The 19,111-nt window shown below is 64.2% G+C and carries 13 protein-coding genes; 3 read left to right on the plus strand and 10 right to left on the minus strand.

Going from position 1 to position 19,111, the window contains the following annotated elements; genetic code table 11:
• Nucleotides 1–125 precede the first annotated feature (125 nt).
• The 3 genes from AC1RAC_RS09585 (at nucleotide 126) to AC1RAC_RS09595 (ending at nucleotide 4,744) form a co-directional block, all read left to right on the plus strand.
• Nucleotides 126–1,046, plus strand: a complete 921-nt coding sequence (locus tag AC1RAC_RS09585) for a hydrogen peroxide-inducible genes activator (protein WP_003195523.1) — start codon at nucleotides 126–128, stop codon at nucleotides 1,044–1,046.
• Between the two features lie 8 nt (nucleotides 1,047–1,054).
• Nucleotides 1,055–3,130 carry an ATP-dependent DNA helicase RecG gene (gene recG, locus AC1RAC_RS09590; protein WP_003195525.1) on the plus strand — a complete coding sequence of 692 codons (2,076 nt, stop codon included), beginning with the start codon at nucleotides 1,055–1,057 and terminating at the stop codon, nucleotides 3,128–3,130.
• 213 nt (nucleotides 3,131–3,343) lie between these two features.
• Complete coding sequence (locus tag AC1RAC_RS09595; RefSeq protein ID WP_032894530.1) at nucleotides 3,344–4,744, plus strand: aminoacyl-tRNA deacylase and HDOD domain-containing protein; 1,401 nt, start codon at nucleotides 3,344–3,346, stop codon at nucleotides 4,742–4,744.
• Nucleotides 4,745–4,873: 129 nt separating this feature from the next.
• On the opposite strand, the gene AC1RAC_RS09600 is transcribed toward AC1RAC_RS09595, so the two are convergent.
• From AC1RAC_RS09600 to AC1RAC_RS09645, 10 genes are all read right to left on the minus strand, one after another.
• Nucleotides 4,874–5,248 carry a hypothetical protein gene (locus AC1RAC_RS09600; protein ID WP_003195530.1) on the minus strand — a complete coding sequence of 125 codons (375 nt, stop codon included), beginning with the start codon at nucleotides 5,246–5,248 and terminating at the stop codon, nucleotides 4,874–4,876.
• Nucleotides 5,249–5,372: 124 nt separating this feature from the next.
• A complete protein-coding gene (tagQ, locus tag AC1RAC_RS09605; protein ID WP_003195532.1) occupies nucleotides 5,373–6,296 on the minus strand; it encodes a type VI secretion system-associated lipoprotein TagQ in 924 nt (307 codons plus the stop codon).
• An 84-nt stretch (nucleotides 6,297–6,380) separates the two neighbouring features.
• On the minus strand, nucleotides 6,381–8,093 hold the full coding sequence (locus AC1RAC_RS09610; RefSeq protein WP_054919735.1) for a formylglycine-generating enzyme family protein: 1,713 nt from the start codon (nucleotides 8,091–8,093) through the stop codon (nucleotides 6,381–6,383).
• Nucleotides 8,086–9,270 (minus strand): FtsX-like permease family protein, encoded by a 1,185-nt coding sequence (locus tag AC1RAC_RS09615; protein WP_096144021.1) that lies wholly within the window; start codon nucleotides 9,268–9,270, stop codon nucleotides 8,086–8,088. Before AC1RAC_RS09615 ends, AC1RAC_RS09610 begins: the two co-directional genes overlap by 8 nt.
• Complete coding sequence (locus AC1RAC_RS09620; protein ID WP_161903627.1) at nucleotides 9,270–9,974, minus strand: ABC transporter ATP-binding protein; 705 nt, start codon at nucleotides 9,972–9,974, stop codon at nucleotides 9,270–9,272. The genes AC1RAC_RS09615 and AC1RAC_RS09620 overlap by 1 nt, the downstream gene beginning before the upstream one ends.
• Entirely contained in the window at nucleotides 9,974–12,952 is a 2,979-nt protein-coding gene (locus AC1RAC_RS09625) for a serine/threonine-protein kinase (protein ID WP_492616522.1), read from the minus strand. The genes AC1RAC_RS09620 and AC1RAC_RS09625 overlap by 1 nt, the downstream gene beginning before the upstream one ends.
• Nucleotides 12,949–13,668, minus strand: a complete 720-nt coding sequence (locus AC1RAC_RS09630; protein ID WP_054919746.1) for a PP2C family protein-serine/threonine phosphatase — start codon at nucleotides 13,666–13,668, stop codon at nucleotides 12,949–12,951. Before AC1RAC_RS09630 ends, AC1RAC_RS09625 begins: the two co-directional genes overlap by 4 nt.
• Nucleotides 13,669–14,322, minus strand: coding sequence for a type VI secretion system-associated protein TagF (tagF, locus tag AC1RAC_RS09635; RefSeq protein ID WP_014720494.1), 654 nt, complete (start codon nucleotides 14,320–14,322; stop codon nucleotides 13,669–13,671).
• The gene (tssM, locus tag AC1RAC_RS09640; RefSeq protein ID WP_034129106.1) at nucleotides 14,319–17,819 is read right to left on the minus strand and encodes a type VI secretion system membrane subunit TssM; all 3,501 of its coding nucleotides are present in this window, start codon (nucleotides 17,817–17,819) and stop codon (nucleotides 14,319–14,321) included. Before tssM ends, tagF begins: the two co-directional genes overlap by 4 nt.
• Nucleotides 17,816–19,105, minus strand: coding sequence for a DotU family type VI secretion system protein (locus AC1RAC_RS09645; RefSeq protein WP_056790884.1), 1,290 nt, complete (start codon nucleotides 19,103–19,105; stop codon nucleotides 17,816–17,818). Before AC1RAC_RS09645 ends, tssM begins: the two co-directional genes overlap by 4 nt.
• Nucleotides 19,106–19,111: the final 6 nt, after the last annotated feature.

The following is a 19,111-nucleotide window of genomic DNA, read 5'->3' on the forward strand; positions in this document are numbered from 1 at the left end:
CACATTCGCTTTAATACCTCAGTAAAATTCCGATATTCCCCACTCAATCCCCAGCAAAGTTCTGATAACGTGCGTCTATCGATTGCAGCCGGTATGCTTGGCCCGCAACCTCATGGACGCCCGCTATGACTCTCACAGAATTACGCTACATCGTGACCCTCGCCCAAGAACAGCACTTCGGCCATGCCGCCGAGCGTTGCCACGTCAGCCAGCCGACGCTGTCGGTGGGTGTGAAAAAGCTTGAAGACGAACTCGGTGTGCTGATTTTCGAGCGCAGCAAGAGCGCCGTGCGCCTCACCCCGGTGGGCGAAGGCATCGTTGCCCAGGCCCAGAAGGTCCTGGAGCAGGCGCAAAGCATTCGCGAACTGGCCCAGGCCGGCAAGAACCAGCTGACCGCGCCGCTCAAGGTCGGCGCGATCTACACGGTCGGCCCCTACCTGTTCCCGCACCTGATCCCGCAACTGCATCGCGTCGCACCGCAGATGCCGCTGTATATCGAAGAAAACTTCACCCACGTGCTGCGCGACAAACTGCGCAACGGCGAGCTGGACGCGATCATCATCGCCCTGCCCTTCAACGAAGCGGACGTGCTGACCCTGCCGCTCTACGACGAGCCGTTCTACGTGCTGATGCCGGCCTCCCACCCGTGGACCAAGAAGGACACCATCGACGCCGGCCTGCTCAACGACAAGAGCCTGCTGCTGCTCGGTGAAGGCCACTGCTTCCGCGATCAGGTGCTGGAAGCCTGCCCGACCCTGACCAAGGGCAACGACGGCGCCAAGCACACCACGGTGGAATCCAGCTCCCTGGAAACCATTCGCCATATGGTCGCTTCCGGCCTGGGTATCTCGATCCTGCCGCTGTCTGCGGTAGACAGCCATCACTACGCCCAGGGCGTGATCGAAGTGCGCCCACTCACGCCGCCGGTGCCGTTCCGTACCGTAGCGATTGCCTGGCGCGCCAGCTTCCCGCGCCCCAAAGCGATTGAGATTCTCGCGGACTCGATCCGTCTGTGTTCGGTGGCCAAGCCGCCCGTTGCGAGCTAAGCCACGGTATGACTGAGCTGTCGCAGGTGTCGGTGACGGCACTCAAGGGTGTCGGTGAGGCCATGGCCGAGAAGCTGGCCAAGGTCGGCCTGGAGAACCTTCAGGACGTGCTGTTCCACCTGCCCCTGCGCTACCAGGACCGCACCCGCGTGGTGCCCATCGGCCATTTGCGCCCTGGGCAGGACGCGGTCATCGAAGGCACCGTCAGTGGCGCCGACGTGGTGATGGGCAAGCGCCGCAGCCTGGTGGTGCGCCTGCAGGACGGTACCGGCGGCTTGAGCCTGCGCTTCTACCACTTCAGCAACGCGCAGAAGGAAGGCCTCAAGCGTGGCACCCGCGTGCGCTGCTACGGCGAGGCACGCCCTGGCGCATCGGGCCTGGAAATCTACCACCCGGAATACCGCGCCATTACCGGCGATGAGCCGCCACCGGTGGACACCACGCTCACGCCGATCTACCCGCTGACCGAGGGCCTGACCCAGCAACGCCTGCGCCAGTTGTGCATGCAAACCCTGACGATGCTTGGCCCGCAAAGCCTGCCCGATTGGCTGCCCCTGGAGCTGGCCCGCGATTATCAGTTGGCGCCCCTGGCCGATGCGATTCGGTATTTGCATCACCCGCCCGCCGATGCCGATGTGGACGAACTCGCCCTCGGTCATCATTGGGCCCAACATCGCCTGGCCTTTGAAGAACTGCTCACGCACCAGCTGTCCCAGCAACGCCTGCGCGAAAGCATGCGTTCCCTGCGCGCCCCGGCGATGCCCAAGGCCACGCGGCTGCCCGCACAATACCTGGCCAACCTCGGCTTTGCGCCCACCGGCGCGCAACAGCGCGTGGGCAATGAAATCGCCTACGACCTCAGCCAGCAAGAACCGATGCTGCGGCTCATCCAGGGTGACGTAGGGGCAGGCAAAACCGTGGTCGCTGCCCTGGCCGCCCTGCAAGCCCTGGAAGCTGGCTATCAAGTGGCGCTGATGGCACCGACGGAAATTCTCGCCGAACAACACTTCATCACCTTCAAGCGCTGGCTCGAACCGCTGGGCCTGGAGGTGGCGTGGCTGGCTGGCAAGCTCAAAGGCAAGAACCGCGTGGCCGCCCTGGAGCAGATCGCCGCCGGCGCACCGATGGTGGTGGGCACCCATGCGCTGTTCCAGGACGAAGTGCAGTTCAAGAACCTTGCGCTAGTGATCATCGACGAACAGCACCGCTTTGGCGTGCAACAGCGCCTGGCCCTGCGCCAGAAAGGCGTGGGCGGGCGCATGAACCCGCACCAGTTGATCATGACCGCCACGCCGATCCCACGCACCCTGGCCATGAGCGCCTACGCCGACCTCGACACCTCGATCCTCGACGAACTGCCGCCGGGGCGTACCCCGGTCAATACCGTGCTGGTCACCGACACCCGGCGCGTCGAAGTGATCGAGCGCGTGCGCGGCGCTTGCGCCGAAGGCCGCCAGGCGTACTGGGTATGCACCCTGATCGAAGAGTCCGAAGAACTGACCTGCCAGGCCGCCGAAACCACTTATGAAGACCTCACCAGTGCCTTGGGTGAGCTCAAGGTGGGGTTGATCCATGGCCGTATGAAACCGGCGGAAAAAGCCGCGGTAATGGCCGAGTTCAAGGCCGGCAACCTGCAATTACTGGTGGCTACCACCGTGATTGAAGTGGGCGTGGACGTCCCCAACGCCAGTCTGATGATCATCGAAAACCCCGAACGCCTGGGCCTGGCGCAACTGCACCAGTTGCGCGGGCGGGTTGGCCGGGGCAGTGCCGCCAGCCACTGCGTGCTGCTCTATCATCCGCCACTGTCGCAGATCGGTCGTCAGCGCCTGGGCATCATGCGCGAAACCAACGACGGTTTTGTCATTGCCGAAAAAGACCTCGAACTGCGCGGCCCCGGTGAAATGCTCGGCACGCGCCAGACCGGCCTGCTGCAATTCAAGGTTGCCGACCTGATGCGCGATGCTGACTTGTTGCCCGCAGTCCGCGACGCCGCCCAGGCCCTGCTTGAGCGCTGGCCCGACCACGTCAGCCCGTTGCTCAACCGCTGGCTACGCCACGGCCAACAGTACGGCCAGGTTTGACCTCTTCCCTGTAGGAGCGAGCTTGCTCGCGAAAAACGCTAACGATGACGCGGACGCTCTGGATGATGGCGCCGCCAGGAAGGTCTTCGCGAGCAAGCTCGCTCCTACAGGGTAATCAGCACACCGCCAACCTCATCACAAACGCCACTTATCCGACCAACACCCGTATCAAGCTGGTTATACTCCAATGAATGTAAGAAATTGGATCAGGCCATGTCAGAAGTTGCCCTCGCCACAGCCCCACTGACCGCCCCGCCGGTCATTCGGGCGCTGCTCGCAAAGCTCGCCATCCCCTACACGGAAGTCATCGAACAGCCTGGCCTGAACCCTGCCCGAAAGGTCCAGGCGGTGTTGCTTGAAGATGCGGTTGGCGCGCTCATGGTGCTGTTCCCCCAAAGCCAGTTGCTGGACCTCAACCGCCTCGCCGAACTCACCGGTCGCCGCCTCACGGCTGTCGCCCCCGAGCGGGTCGAGCGCATGCTGGGCAAGCATGACCTGAGCCTGCTGCCGGGCTTGCCGCCACTGACCAGTTCGCCGTGCCTGTACGAAGGCCGCTTGCTCAATGAGCCGAGCCTGCTGGTGCATTCGGGCGAAGCCGGGCTGTTGCTGGAAATCCCCACCGACGCTTTCAAGAGCCTGCTCACCAAGGCCAGCGCCGCGCAGTTCGGTGAGCCCTTGAGCAACATCCGTCCGAACCTCGACCGCCCCAATGATGACCGCGAGGAAATCACCCAGGCGATGCAAGCCTTCACCGCTCGCCGTATCCAGCAACGCCTGGAAGCGACCATCGAAATTCCGCCGCTGGCCGACACGGCGCAGAAGATCATCAAGCTGCGCGTGGATCCCAACGCCACCATCGACGACATTACTGGCGTGGTGGAAACCGACCCGGCCCTTGCCGCCCAGGTCGTAAGCTGGGCCGCGTCGCCCTACTACGCCTCGCCGGGCAAGATCCGCTCAGTCGAAGACGCCATCGTGCGCGTGCTGGGCTTTGATCTTGTGATCAACCTGGCGCTGGGCCTGGCCCTGGGCAAAACCCTGAGCCTGCCCAAGGACCGCCCGCACCTGTCCACGCCGTACTGGCACCAGTCGATCTACACCGCCGCCGTGATCGAGGGCCTGACCCGCGCCATGCCCCGCGCCCAGCGCCCGGAAGCCGGCCTGACCTACCTGGCAGGTTTGCTGCACAACTTCGGCTACCTGCTGCTGGCCCACGTGTTTCCGCCGCACTTCTCGCTGATCTGCCGGCACCTGGAGGTCAACCCGCACCTGTGCCACAGCTACGTCGAGCAACATTTGCTGGGCATCAGCCGCGAACAGATCGGCGCCTGGCTGATGCGCTACTGGGACATGCCGGACGAACTGTGCACCGCCCTGCGCTTCCAGCACGACCCCACGTATGACGGGCAATATGCCGAGTATCCGAACCTGGTGTGCCTGGCGGTGCGCCTGTTGCGCAGCCGGGGGATTGGCTCCGGGCCGGATGAATCCATTCCCGACGCGTTGCTTGAGCGCCTGGGCCTGAGCCGCGAGAAGGCCGAGGACGTGGTGGGTAAAGTGCTGGATGCCGAAGTGCTGTTGCGCGAATTGGCTTCGCAGTTCAGCCAGGGGTAAGCCCACTGCCTGTTAAACCGCTATCGCAGGCAAGCCAGCTCCCACAGTTGACCGTATTTCCAAGTTGGAACGCGGTCACTGGGGGAGCTGGCTTGCCTGCGATGAAGTCAACTCGGTCTACCTGACCACCTACTTCTTTTTCTTCGGCTTCAAATACTTGGTCAGGCCCTGGAACCAGATCACCAGTGCCGGGTTGCCCTTGATCTGGATCGACTTGTCCTGAATCCCCGTCATGAACGCCAGTTGCTTGTTCTTCGCCTGCATCGTGGCGAAGCCGTAGGCGGCATCCTTGAAGGCAATCGCGAAGGCCGGCGCCGGGTGGACACCTGAGCGGCTGGTGATGCGCTGGTCTTTCACGATGAAGTGACGGGCAACCTTGCCGTCGAGGGTCTGCAGCTGGAAGGCCAGGTCTTTGTCACCCAGTTGCTGCTGGAAGGCGGGGTTGGTGCGGCTGGCTTTGCCCATCATCAGGCCCAGCACCCACAGGAGAAGACGAAATTTCATGCACACGGCCTCGGTGTATTTATTGGAGTGGCCGCAGCAGTGTAACGATTTGCAAAAAGAACGCCACCGATCTCGCGCTTTAGGCGCAGATCGGTTGGCGTTTAACGCTTATAGCAACAAGTACTTAAACGTTAGGGCAAGGTACTGGCGCCCAGTCGGCCAGGTTTGGATTGCGGCAGGTTGCTTCGATCTGGGTCTTGCCCGCACTGGCGACCTGCTTGCTTTCAGCTTGCTTGGCCTGCACGGTCTGGATGCTACGTTCGGTGGTGACCGCTTCTTTCGGCACTGTCGGCAGCACCGGCTTCTTGGCTGGCTTGACGGCTTTCTTGCCCTTGGCCGGAGCGACCACTGGCGTGGTATCGGCGGTGGCCACGGTTACCACATCGCTGCGCTGTACGCCGACCTGTTGCAGGTCTTTCTCGTAGGCCTGGGTGTAGTTGTTCAGGTCTTCGCTGGCTTTGCCGTTGACCGTCACGATCAGGTCATTGGACTCCTTCAGGCCCGCGACGATTTCCGCCAGGCGCTTGCGGCCTTCGGTGTCGTTGACGGTCTTGGCCTTGCGATCAGCCACCAGCTTGGTGAATGCGCTCTGGTAGCACTGCTGCGACGCCTTGGCATAGGCGGTGCTGCGGTCGATGTCCGAGGCGCTTTTGTTGAAGTCGGTGGAGTAGGACGCGATGCGCTGGTTGTCATCGGTGATCTGTTTCTGGCGCTCGGTGTAGTAACCCGCCGCACCGCCAGCCAGGGCGCCGCCTGCGGCACCGATCGCGGCATTGCGGCCACGGCTGTCCTTGTCGCCGGTCAGCGCGCCCAGCAGGGCACCGCCGGCCGCGCCGATCGCGGCACCGGTGACGACCGACTTGGTCATGTCCGAATCGGTGGCGCGCAGGTGCTGCACCGGCTCGTAGCAGTTGGGGTAGTACTCGACCTTGGTGCTCGACGCCACCTTGGACGCAGGCGACGTAGCGCAACCAGTCAACACGGTGCTGAAACCAGCTGCGATCAGCAGCAGGTGACGCTTGGAAACCGCCTTACGGGAAAAAAGCATAGATGTGATCTCTGTTAAGTTTGACTTGCCCAGCACGGCCCACCGCCGCCTGAGTCCCTTCCAAGCTCGCTAGACAGCCAACGATCAAGACCGCTGACCGCTCGCTGCGAGCAATTCCTTCAAGATCGTTGCCGGGTCGGCCCGCTGTTGCTTGCGGTAGTTGCCGACATGGCGAACGAACAGTGTCGCGCGCGTCACCAGGCTCTTGCCGAGCACTGGCTTGCGATCCAACTCTTCCTTGATCCGTTGAAACTGCGCCTGGATCACCGCATCGGTGTAGCGCGTGCCGGTGGCCAGGTTGTCGATGTAAATCGCCACCGCGCCGTCCAACGCGCTGCGTCCATTGGTGATGGCCATGTCGAACAGCTGCGTGCTGGCCTCGTCCTTGCTGTCCACCGCCTGCTGGCGACTCTTCTGCAGGTTGGCCAGGCGGATGTTGTAGTTGCTGATGGTCTCGGCCACCAACGCCGCCGACTGGATCAAATTGCCCGCCGCTTCTTCGCGTTGCTGGGCGATCAGCGACACGTTGCGCTTGAGCTCTTCGTTGACCAGGCCCAGTTCGGCTTGCAGCTTGGGATCGACACTGGCGGCGATGATGCTGTCCAGGCGTTTGGTCGGGTCCTGGGCGTCGTCGATGGCATCGGTCAGCGCGGCCAGGCGGCCTTCCTTCTGCCACTGGGCGAACAGCTCCTTGTAGCGCGAGCGCGGCGCCGACAACGCGCCAATCGCCACGCGAAAACCGGTGGTCTCGTTGCTTTGCTCGGTGCCATCAGCGGCAAACAGCGGGTATTCGCGGCGCATGCCGGTGAACAACGTGCCCTCGCCTTCCAGGTAGTTGCCGCCCTTGACCACAAAGCCGCCGTAGGTGCCCTGGCGGCGGCCAGCGTGTACCAGTTGGAAGGATTCCTGGACCATTTCCGCGGCGTTGCCGATCACGTCGAACATGCCGATGGGGTTAGGTAATTTGGTGCCGATGGGCATCAACCGCGCTGCCTGGCCGGTGCCGCCGGCCACTTGGTTGAACACCGCGTAATCGGCCAGCGGGCCATCGCTTTCACTGCCCTCGACGCGCCGTGGATACAGCCGGCCTTCCAGGTCCTGGCGGCTCACCGCCTGGCCGCCGCGCGCGGCGTACTCCCATTCCACTTCGGTGGGCAGGCGCACAAATCCCAGGCCACCGTCTTCGGTCGACGCACCGCGCCCGCTCACCGGCAGCAGTTCGCGGTGGTATTTCATCAGCCAGGCGCTGTACACCGCCGAGAAACGCTCGGCTTCAAAGCGCGACAGTTTCACCTTGGGCAAACGCCCGGCCATGCCCGTGGGCGCATCACACGCCGGCGCCGGTTCGCCGCTGGCCAGGGACTGCGCCTGGGCCATCACCTGGGCGTATTGGCGAGCAGTCACTTCGTATTTGCCAATGAAGTACAGCATGGGCTTGAGCGGGGTCTTGGCGTCGGTCTTCGGCATCTGCGGCGCGATGACCTTGCTCCAGTCCTTGGGCAAGTCCTTGAGGGTGAACTGGCCGTTGATGAAGTCGCGGCGGTAACCGGAAATAAACGACTGCTGATAACCCGCCTCGCCTTCGGCAAAGGGGTAGCCCAGGCTGATTTCACGGTCATCCAGGGTGCCCTGGGCCAGAATGTAGGCGTAGCGGAATACCATGTTACCTTCGCAGGGCAGCGGCAGGCTCACGTCGTCCGGCAACGGCTTGGGGTTGTCGAGCTTGTCACTTGCTTCATCAGCCCAGGCCAGCGAGGCCAGGCTCAGCGCCACGCAGGCGCCCAGTAATTTATACATCTCTGATTCCTTCAGAAGCCTGGATACGGGCCACCCGCCAACCACCACAGGCGGCCGCCACGGCACTGACGCCGAGCACCGCCACTAGGGCCAGGCCGTAATGGCGCGCCAACAGATGGCTGGCGTACTCGCCTGGCACCTGCACAAAAAGCTTGTTCAACGCCGCCTCAGCCAGGCCATACAGCCCAACGCTGAGCACAGCGGCAAAACCCGCGCTGTATAGCGCTTGCAGCAGCACAAACAGCAACAAGGCGGCGGTGGAAAACCCCAGCAGGCGCAACACCGAGAGTTCACGGTGCTTACGCGCCACCGCCGCCAGGGTCCCCGCGAAAATCGCCGCAAACGCCCCGGCCAACGCCAACCCGGCGATGATCCAGAACACAATCGACAGGTTGCGGCTCAACGATTGCACTTGAGCGATGGTGTGCGCCTGGGTTGAAACCAACAGGTTCTGCTCGGCGAAATACACCCGCAACGGTTCCACATCACTGAGGCTGCGCGCATACAGGCGAAACGCCGGGTAGATGCGCTGTTCACTCACGCTCGCCGCTTCACCGGCCCAACCCAACGCCGGCACCGCACGGCCATCGCGGTAATCTTCCGCTGCCTCCAGCAACGCCAGATCGGCAAACAGGCCCTCGCGAGCGAAGGCCTCCAGCGGCAACACCGCCAGCACCTGCAACCGCGTGCGCTGGGCCTCGACGCGCCCCGCCACTTGCCGCGCAAAGCTGGTGTCCAGCCAATCACCGGGCCTTGCCGCGAGCTTTTCGGCGGCGGTATGGCTGAGCACGATCTGGTCCAGGCCGTGGGGCATCGGCAAGCCTGCCAACAACGGGTCGCCTGCGGCAGTCGGCAGCATTTCCAGGGTCAAGGTGCCCACCTGCGCCGTGGCCGCAATCTGCCGTGTGCGCGGCACAGCAAACGCGACATCGCTGCGCTCACCCAGCTGCGCGATAAACGCCGCGCTGAATCGACCACCGCCCAACGGGATGATTTCACGGCTGGCGGGGTCGGTCTCCAAGCGTTCGGTCAAACTGCTAACCAGTCCAAATTTCAGCCCGAATAACACCAGCAATGGCGCGATAACCGCCACCAATGCCAACACCGAACAGGCCGACAGCCACCCATCGTTGCGGTAGTCCTGCCACGCAAGCGAAGCAACCAGGCCGATGCGCATCAGCACGCCTCCCCGAGGGTTGCGGTGACGCCGCCGTCTGGGTCGCGCTGGCAACTGATACGCCGCACCTGCAAGCCACTGGCGCGGGCCAGCGGTTCGTCATGGGTGGCGATCACACAGGCCGTACGGTGTTCGCGGGCCTGGGCCAGCAGCGCCTGCATCACGCGCTCGGCGTTGAGCGGGTCCAGGGACGCCGTCGGCTCATCGGCCAGCACCAGTTGCGGCCCGTGGGCCAGAGCCCGCGCACAGCTGACCCGCTGGCGTTGGCCCACCGACAACGCCGCCGGGCGCTTGGCCAACTGATCGCTGATCTGCAACTGCTCAGCCAGGCGCGCCACGCGGCCGTCGTCCTGCAAGCCCAGCAGTTGGCGCGACAGCGCGATATTGCCGCGCACATCCAGAAACCCCAGCAACCCCCCGGTCTGCGGCACATAGCCCAAGTGCTGGCTGCGCAACGCGGCCAGCGCCGATTGCCGGTCGGCACGCCACAGCGCGCCGATGTCGTGTTGGTTGAATGCAAACTGCCCCACCTGATCCGGCGCCAACACCAGCGCCAGCAGGTCGAGCAAGGTGCTCTTGCCGCAACCACTGGGGCCGACAATTGCCAGTTGCTCACCCGCGCCCAGCTGCAACGCAGGGATCACCAGGCTGTAGCGCTGGCTACCGACGCCCCGGCTCTTGTGCACCGCGCTCAGGTTCAACATTACGGCAGCGTCGACAGCGGCACGCGGTACAACGCATCGCCCGGTTCGGCATCGCCGAAACGGACCCAGTTGGCCACGTCGTTATGGAAGGTTTCATACAGACGGATTTTCGAATCCAGCTCGTCGATAAAGTCTTCCTGCTCGGCCACGCTCAATGACAACCACAGGTCCTGGGTCATGTTCAGCGACTTGCTGCGGTACGGCAGGCCCTCCAGGTATTCACCGAGCAGGCCGCCGTCAGCCAGGTTGCCGCCCTTGCGCAGGGCCTGCGGGTCGCGGCTCATATAGGCCGAGGCGCTGGCGATTTCCTGGAAGAAATCCTTGGGCGAGCTTTGGGTCTTGCGCGCCGCATCCACGATCAACTTCAACGATTGTTGCAGGTCGTTGAGTTGCAGCTTGGTCAACATCACGCACACCTGGAACGCTGGCAGCGCCGGGTTGGTCAGGTCGCGGTCCGCCGTCCAGGCGCTGACCAACTGCGGTGCCTGGCTCGCGGTCTTGCGCCCGAGAAAGTCCATGTGCATGGCATAACCGACGGCGGCGGACTTGTCCGCCAGGCTCGGCGCGGCACTGAGCAACGGCACGGGCTGCGGCGTGTTGCTGCGCACCTGATGCACCAGGTTGGCGAACACCGTGCCGATCTCATCGACGCGCTCACCCAGCTTGCGCACATCGCCCCCTGGCACTGGCGTATACAGGTCGCCGATCTGCGGGTTGGCGTCGGCGGTGAGAACGCGATACTGGCTCTCGGCGCCGGCATGGGTTTTCTTGCCGGCATCAGTGCGCAGGTGCAGCGCATAGATCTTGATCTGCTTACCCAGGGCCGCCTGGCGCACTTCGGCTTCGTTCATCTGGGTGGCGGCGAACGGGTCGTTCTTGCGCAGCGCGCCGGCATCGGAAACCAGCAGGATGATGCGCCCGCCGTAGCCGGACCAATCCATGCCGTCCACTGCCTGCATCACCCCGGCAAACGCATCTTCGTTGAACGAGTGGCTGGACACCGTCGACGCTTTGACCTGGCGCGCCATATCCAGAAAGCGCTGCGGGTCGCGACCTTGGTCGAGGCTGATCAGGGTCTTGGCGACATACTCAAGGCCCGGGGTTTTCTGGATGCTGCTGCGAAAGCCGACCATGCCGAAGCTGACGCTGTCCAACTCGCCGCGCTCGGCAATGCGGGTTTGTAGCTCATGCACCACGTCGCGAATCTGGTCGATGTAGGGCTGCATCGACACGGTGGTGTCCACCACCAGCACCACCGCCGTGCGGAATGCGTCGGCATTGGCGCTGAGCGTCGGGCTGGCGGGTCTGGCAGCGGCGCGGCTGCCTGGGTCGATGGAGGCCACGTTGAGCAACTGCACCGGCTGGCCGTTGTCGTCGAAGCTCTCCTTTGAATCGAAGATCGGCAACAGGTAGAACTGGTTCTGCGGCACCGCGCTGGCGGTGGGTTCCAGGGCCAGGACTTGCTGGTTGTCTTCACGGTAGTTCTGCGCCTTGGCCAAGGCGCTTTTCGCTGCGGCAGGGTCGGCCAGCAGTTTTTCCACCTCACCGGGCTGGCGCAGGAACATCACGGGAGCCCGGCCGGAGCGCTCGGTGAACTTGAGCACCAGGCTTTGTTTCCAGTCGCTGACCTGGGAGGCTGGCAGCCAACCGTCGCTGCGACCATCAGTGGCCGCGCCGACGCGTACCCACTGGCTGCCATCGACCTCTTTGCGCTGGTACACGTAGAGCACGGAAAACGCCGGCAGCGCTTTACCCGGCGTACTCCCGGCGTCCGCTGAAAGCTGGGCGCCGGGTTTGCTGAGTACACGCTGGAACAAGGTTTTCTTGCCTGCCATCAGCAACGGGCGCTGACCGCCATCCACTTCAGCGACAGCCACGGGCGACGTCACCTTGGGCACCACGGCGGCTGGCGGCTTGGCCGGTTCATCGCCGCCGCTCAACCACCAGTAGCTGGCGCCACCAATGGCCAACGCGACGGCGACTGCCACGGCGGCTAAAGCCAATACCGGCCCACGGCGCTGCTCGGACGGGGCATTGTGCTGCGTCGGCGTCACCACCGGTTGACGCACTATTGGCTGCGGCTGCGGTTTATCCGTCGGAATGTCGATGGTGACAGGGGTCATGCCCGCCAGCTCAAAGCTCAATGGAATCGGCAGCGGCCGCACCAGCGTGGCATCCGATTCATCAGCCGGCAGTTGATCCAGCGCCAACAACAACGCTGCCGCATCCGGATAACGTTCCGCCGGGTCCTTGGCCAACAACTTGCGCAGCACGCCCTGATAGCGCCCATGGTGCACCGGCAATTCCGGCAAGGGTTCGGTCAAGTGCGCCAGCGCGGTGGAGAGCGCATCTGTGCCGTTGTAAGGCAGCTTGCCGACGAGGATTTCATACAGCACCACGCCCAACGCGTAGAGGTCGGCGCGGCCATCGATCTCCTGGCCCCGCGCCTGCTCGGGGCTCATGTAGCTCGGCGTGCCCACGGCAAACCCGGCCTGGGTGAATTGGGTGCGATCGTCCAGCGACTTGGCAATCCCGAAGTCCGACAGCACTGCCGTGCCATCGGCGCGAAACAGAATGTTCGCCGGCTTGACGTCACGGTGCACCAGCCCTTGGGCATGGGCATAGCCCAGGGCCGAGGCAATCTGGCGGATGAGCGTCACGCCCTGCTCCGGGGTCAGCCCAGCAGCAATGCGCTCCTTGAGCGTGCCATTGGGCAGGTATTCCATGGCCATGTAATACAGCTCACCGACGTTGCCGATGTCATGGATGGTCACCGTGTGCGGGTGTGACAAACGCGCCAGCGTCTTGCCCTCGCGCAGGAAGCGTTCGCAGAAACTCGGGTCGGCCGCCAGCGCTGCCGCCATCACCTTCAACGCCACCTTGCGCTCCAGCGAGCGCTGGGTCGCCAGGTACACGCTGGCCATGGCGCCTTCGCCAATCTCGCCTTCGATGTCATAACCCGGGATGACGATGTTCATGACGAGACCTTCACGACGAGGGTGGTGATGTTGTCTGGTGCGCCGCGATTGAGCCCCAAGTGCACCAGGCTGCGCACGATTTCATCCGGCGCGTCATGGCTGAGCACGTCGCGGATTTCATGGTCTTCGACGGTCTTGTTGAGGCCATCACTGCACAGCAAATAGCTGTCGCCGGGAGCGATTAACAGGTCCACCGAGGCGACGTTCAACTGGGCCTCAACGCCAATGGCGCGGGTGACGATATTGGAGCGCGGGTGGGTGCGGGCGTCGGCTTCGCTGAGCAGGCCGCTGTCTTGCAGGTCTTGCACGTAGCTGTGGTCGCGGGAAATGCTTTCCAGCACGCCGTCGCGCAAGCGATACAGGCGACTGTCGCCGGCCCACAGGCACACCCCGCGCAAGCCGCGCGCGGCGAACACCACCACGGTGCTGCCCATCATGGTCACGCCACGGTTGGCGGTTTCTTCGCGCACGGCCGCGTTGATGCGCAGCAGGTCATTGCGCAGCGCCGCCGAGTATTCGTCCAGGGAGCGGCCCAGCGGCACATGGCGCAGGCTATCGACGATCAGGCTGCTGACATAGTCCCCCGCCGCGTGCCCGCCCATACCATCGGCCACCACCCACAAGCGGTTTTCCGGCAGGTCCAGAAAGGCATCTTCGTTGACTTGGCGAACCATGCCCACATGGCTTTTGCTCGCGGATTCGTACGTCACGCCCATCTACACCACACCTTCTTGTCCGAGCAAAAACTGCGCAAAATCGCTGGCGGCAGGCAGGCCCTGGCACCGTAATAAACCGGGGGAGATACGCTGCGAACCTCGCCCCCACCACAGGCTTGCGCCCTCGCACGCCTGTTCGGCCAGTGCGGTCATACGCTGGTGCGGCACGGTGGCTGCCACCCTTTGCAGGCCGGCGAAACGGCTGTCCACCGCCCGCGGCTCGCTGGCCGGCACGCCCAACTCGTCGAGCCCGGCGTTGAAGCTTTCGAAGGTCGCGCCGCTGTCGAGGGTGCTGAGCAACAAGGTTTCAGCCTGCTCGAACCAGGCGTCAGAACCGCCCACCAGCGACGCCGGGTTGGTGTCGTGATCCAGCAAGGTCACCACCGCCAGCGGAAAATACCGCCCGACCCGGTCAATGCTCGGCATCACCACGCCCGCCGCCGCATCCGGCCCGCACACGCCCGGCGCCAGCACAAAGCGCCACAACGGGCTGACCAGGTACGCATTCAGCCAGTCAGCGCCGAGGCTGTTCTGGCTGGCGAGCAAACCCGCTGCCAGCCAGCTGTCCCACGGGCCTATAAAGCTCTGGGGCAAGGCGCGGCTGACGAAGTCCCCGCGGCTGGCCAACTTGCCGTAGAAACCCAGGGCCGTCATAGCCGCTCCGGCAGGCTGAAGCCGCTGAGCACGCGGCTCTTGAACGGGTTGAACGCACTGTTGGCGCGCAACTCGTAGGCGATGCTCGCGCCATCGACCCGCAGGCGCAGGTTGAAACGGTCCGGCGAGTTGCCTGCCGTGAGGTCTGATTGCTCCAGCAGACGGAACCAGGCCCACGGGCCGTCCAGGGTGATACCGGAGCGACCACTGGCCGACGGCGGCATGATAGATATACGCACCACGCCAATGCTGCCGGGGTTCGGCCATTGCATCGCTACCGGGCGGCTCGGGCCGTGGTCGTAGCTCAATTGCTGGCCGTCCAGGTCAAGCAGGAACTGGGTGATGGTAGGGTCCATCGACACCGGCTTGAGTTCGAAACGCACGATGGGTTGGGTGCCACCGGAGCGGAAGAACGCGTCCCGAATCGTCGCCGCACGCTGGAAGGTTTGCAGCACGCCAGGCGCAATCCCCAGCTTCTGCGCCGCCCCCGGTTGCCAGCGCCAGGTCTGTGCCGACGTGTCCACATAGGGCTGCAGGTATTTGCGGAAGTAGTTGTCCATCACCCCGCCCACCCCGAAAAACTGGCCGAAGTCATCCAGGGTGGCGTCCCGCGCACTGCCCGGCGACATCGGGTAACGCCCGGCCAACGACTGGCGATATACGTTGACCACTTCACTGACCCAGGCCGCGTTCAGCTGGTTACGCACCCCGCCCATCATGCTGTTGGTGGTGGAATTGACCACCGACTTGACCATGCCCTGCACCAGCGGCGGCTGGCGCTCGGCGTTCAGGCTGACCCGCGTGGCGGCAGCCGCCGCCTGGTTCTTGGCCTCGCCGAGCAAGGCATCGCCGCTGGCACCGACCATGGCGCTGACCTGCACATACAGCGCATTCATGTCCGACAGCAGGCCGTCGATGGCCGCCGGTTCGCCTTCGTTTTTGCTGACGATGCTGTTGAGTTCTGCAAAGTGCGCGGTCACCGGATCATCCGCCGGTGCCGGGGCATTCGCCGTCGGTTGTGCCTCGCCCAGCAAACTGCCGAGGCGCTCCTTGAGCTTGTCCACGCCGCCTTCCACCGGCACGCCTTTGGCGGCCAGTTGGCGTTCTTCGGCTTGCAGGTCGGTTTCCCTGGCGACCGCCACCAACAGCTTTTTCAGCGGCGAGGTGGGCCCGGAAATCACCCGCAGCACATCGGCGGCCTGTGCCACGCTGGTGATCGGCACAAAGTCGATGTCGGCGAGCAACGCGTCCCACTGGCGCTGGTAATCCTGGAAGTACAAACGGCGCACGTCGGCGGCCAGGCTCACCACGTTCTGCTGGTCGGCCTGTTCATGGCCCAGCACCCATTGCTCTTCGGCCAGGGTGCCGGTCTGGTTCAGGCTGCTGAGCAAAAACGCCTGGCGATAGCCCTTGGCAGTAAAGAAACCGCTCAACGGCTCGCCCAACGGCTTGCCGCTCTTGCGGCTGAACACCAGTGCGGCATCGCGACCGGCGGCCTCATTGAGACGAAAGTCCGGGATACCTTCGGGCAGTTTCTGGCGCTTGACGCGGTCGTACACGCGCTGGGCTACCGGCAATTGCTGCAATTGGCGACGCAGGTCGTCGATCAGGCGTGGGTCCAGGCGCGCGCTCGGCGGATGGCGTTCGAACAGCGCTTGCAAGTGCCCGGCCAGGGCCTGACGCTGGTCGGCCGGCAGGTCGCGGGGCAGGTTGCGGTCCCAGTCCAAGGCGATCCAGGCCTTGATGAAGTCCGGGTCGTAATGCTCGGTGTCGGCGAGCATCAGGTAAGCCTTGAGGCCCTCATAGAGAAAGTCCGAGTTGCCGCCGCCGTGCAGTTGCTCTTCGATACGCGTCACCAGGCGTGGCGCGAACACGGCGATCAAGAGTTTGCGGTACACGCTGGCGGACTCGGCTTCGAGCATATCGCCTTGGTACAGCCCCAGCCCTTCGGACCAGCTCGGTGAATCCCCCGCCAGGTTCTTCACCGCGTTGAGCAACGGCAGCACGGCGAGCACTTCCCGTTGTGCCGGGCTCAGGTTCTGTACGGTCTGGCCCAGTGGCGCGACCTTCTGATCGACCTGGGCGATATACGCCTGGTTGGCGCGATAGCTCACCCACCACAGGCTGCTGACCACCACCACCAGCGCGACGGTGGCCGCCAGCACTCCACGCGCAATCCACTTGCGACGCCGTTCGACCTTCGGGTTCACACCCACCAAACCACGCTCGGCAAAGGCCACGGCGGTGAAGAGTTTTTCGATGAAGTAACTGCGCCCGGTGCCGCTCTGGCGCGCCAGGTGCTGGCGGTCCAGGTTCATACTCTGGGCCATGGCACCGATCAGGCGGTCAATCGGGCTGCCTTCCTGGGTGCCGCTGGTGAAGTACACGCCACGCAGCAACACGCGCTCTTCAAAAGCGTTGGGTTTGAACACGCCTTCGAGGAAGCTTTGCAGGCAATCTTTCAGCGCGCCGAACTGCTGCGGGAAGCCGTAGATCAGGTCGCGTCGTGCCGGGTCGCGTTCCTGCTGCAAGCGCTCGACCAGGCGTTCGTTGAGACGCTGCTCCAAGCCCGCGAACTCGCTTTGCAGGTGCGCCAGCGGGCTGTCGCTGTTTTTGCCGTCGTCCAGGGCAAAGGTCATGCCCCACACCTGGGCGCGCTCTTCCTTGCTCAGGTTGTCGAAGAACTCCATGAAGCCCGGCACCAGGTCGAGCTTGGTGAGCATCAGGTAGATGGGGAAACGCACGCCCAGCTGCGTATACAGCTCCTGGATGCGCAGGCGAATCGCGGCGGCATGGGCTGCGCGCTCGGCGTCGGTGCCCAGCAGCAGATCCGAGAGGCTGATGGCGATAAACGCCCCGTCGATCGGCCGGCGGGAACGCTGCTTTTTCAGCAAGTCGAGAAAGCCCAGCCAGGCGGCTTTGTCCACCGTGGAGTTGCTGTCCTGGGTGGTATAGCGGCCAGCGGTGTCGAGCAATACGGCCTGGTCGGTAAACCACCAGTCGCAGTTGCGCGTACCACCCACGCCCCGCACCGCACCGGCGCCCAATTGCGCCGCCAGCGGGAAATGCAGCCCGGAATTGACCAGCGCGGTCGTCTTGCCCGAGCCCGGCGGGCCGATGATCACGTACCACGGCAACTCGTAGAGGTTGCGGCGCTCATCGCCGCCCAGCTTGGCCTTTTTCAGCAGTGCCAGGGCTTCGTCCATGCGCTGGCGCAGCGTGGACAGCTCTTCGGCGGTCGCAACGCTGTTGGGGTCGACCGGGGTTTCTGCGGCCAGGCTGCGCATCACTTCGGCGGCCTGGCGACGGGCCTGGATGATGCGGAACACGCGGTAGGCCACCCACAGCGCAAACACCAGCACGATCAGCGCCCAACGGCGCCCTTCGGGCACCAGCACGTCCAGCAGCGGGCCAACAAACCAGATGATCAGGCTCAGGGCAATCAGGCCCAGCACGGGGATCACCCAGCGAATCATGAAACTGAAAAACGCCTTCACTCGACGCCCTCCGCCAATACGGTGATTTCAACCCGACGATTGCGGGCACGGCCTTCGGCAGTACTGTTGGTGGCCAATGGCTCGGTGTCGCTGCGGCCTTCGGCGCTGAAGCGTTCGGCCTGGCCGGTCTTGGCCGCGAGAATCTCCAGCACCGACTTGGCCCGGGCTTCGGACAACGCCCAGTTGGACGGGAAGCGCAACGTGGCAATCGGGCGGTTGTCGCTGTGCCCGGTGACACGCACCTGGCCCTTGACCTTGCGAATGGCGTCAGCGATGCGCAGCATCAGCGGCTGGTAGTCATCGACGATGCTGGAGCTGGCCGAGGCGAACAGCTCATCGCCACGAATGGTCACCACAGAGCGGTCAACCTTGTCTTCCACCGCCACGCGGCCGGCCTTGATGTCATCGGCCAGGAACCCGGCCAGGCGCGGGCGCTCAATCACTTTGGGCTGCGCCACCGGACGGTCGATGGCCTGCACCGGGATCTCGCCCAGGGCATGAATATTCTTGAACACCGGCTCGGCGTCCGAGGCCAGCTTCAGGCGCAGGCCGAACAGCAACGCCAACAGCAGCGCCAAGCCAATCGCCACGGCAATCCATGGCGGCATGAATTGCGCCAGGCGATCACGGGCCACGGTCACACCGCGCCAGTGCGGCGACAGCTCACGCTCGTGCTCGCCACGGGCGCTGCGTATCGCTGCGGCGGTGCGTTCGCGCAAGGCTTCCAACTGGCTGCGCCCGTCGGTCATCACCCGGTAACGCCCTTCAAAACCCAGGCACATGCACAGGTACAACAGCTCCAGCAGGTACAGGCGTTCCCGTGGGCTTTGCAGACAGTGGTCAAGCAACTGGAAAACCTTTTCGCCCCCCCAGGCTTCGTTGTGCACGGTGATCAGCAGGCTCTGCTTACCCCAGTCACTGGTGCTGCCCCACGGCGTGCTCAGCACCGCTTCATCCAAGGCAGTGCACAGCGCGTAACGGGCCAACAGCACTTCATTGCGTGCCACACCGGCGGCTTCGGCGCGTTCTTCGAACTGGCGCAGGTACGCCAGCAACTGCGCGCGCAGGCTGGCCGGCGCGGGATGGGCGATGGTGTTGCGCAACCGCGTCAACAACGCCAGCAACGGGCCGGCGGCACTTTCCAGCGGGTTGAGGCCCTGGCTCTTGCCGGTGAGGATCGGCGCAGCCGGCATCGACAGCGGCGCAGGTTCGGCACGCGCGGGTGCAGGTTCTCGGCCACCCGGGCGCGGCATGAACTGGGTGCGGTCATCATCATTGGGATGCATCGCCAA

The sequence above is a fragment of the Pseudomonas sp. GW823-FHT02F05 genome (assembly GCF_058797315.1).

What these genes read in the sequence shown, in the direction of transcription:
- AC1RAC_RS09610 (WP_054919735.1), bottom strand. Translation starts at nt 8,093, where the DNA reads ATGTATAAATTACTGGGCGCCTGCGTGGCGCTGAGCCTGGCCTCGCTG.
- AC1RAC_RS09615 (WP_096144021.1), bottom strand. Translation starts at nt 9,270, where the DNA reads ATGCGCATCGGCCTGGTTGCTTCGCTTGCGTGGCAGGACTACCGCAAC.
- AC1RAC_RS09620 (WP_161903627.1), bottom strand. Translation starts at nt 9,974, where the DNA reads ATGTTGAACCTGAGCGCGGTGCACAAGAGCCGGGGCGTCGGTAGCCAG.
- AC1RAC_RS09645 (WP_056790884.1), bottom strand. Translation starts at nt 19,105, where the DNA reads ATGCATCCCAATGATGATGACCGCACCCAGTTCATGCCGCGCCCGGGT.
- recG (WP_003195525.1), top strand. Translation starts at nt 1,055, where the DNA reads ATGACTGAGCTGTCGCAGGTGTCGGTGACGGCACTCAAGGGTGTCGGT.
- AC1RAC_RS09600 (WP_003195530.1), bottom strand. Translation starts at nt 5,248, where the DNA reads ATGAAATTTCGTCTTCTCCTGTGGGTGCTGGGCCTGATGATGGGCAAA.
- tagQ (WP_003195532.1), bottom strand. Translation starts at nt 6,296, where the DNA reads ATGCTTTTTTCCCGTAAGGCGGTTTCCAAGCGTCACCTGCTGCTGATC.
- AC1RAC_RS09630 (WP_054919746.1), bottom strand. Translation starts at nt 13,668, where the DNA reads ATGGGCGTGACGTACGAATCCGCGAGCAAAAGCCATGTGGGCATGGTT.
- tagF (WP_014720494.1), bottom strand. Translation starts at nt 14,322, where the DNA reads ATGACGGCCCTGGGTTTCTACGGCAAGTTGGCCAGCCGCGGGGACTTC.
- AC1RAC_RS09585 (WP_003195523.1), top strand. Translation starts at nt 126, where the DNA reads ATGACTCTCACAGAATTACGCTACATCGTGACCCTCGCCCAAGAACAG.
- AC1RAC_RS09625 (WP_492616522.1), bottom strand. Translation starts at nt 12,952, where the DNA reads ATGAACATCGTCATCCCGGGTTATGACATCGAAGGCGAGATTGGCGAA.
- AC1RAC_RS09595 (WP_032894530.1), top strand. Translation starts at nt 3,344, where the DNA reads ATGTCAGAAGTTGCCCTCGCCACAGCCCCACTGACCGCCCCGCCGGTC.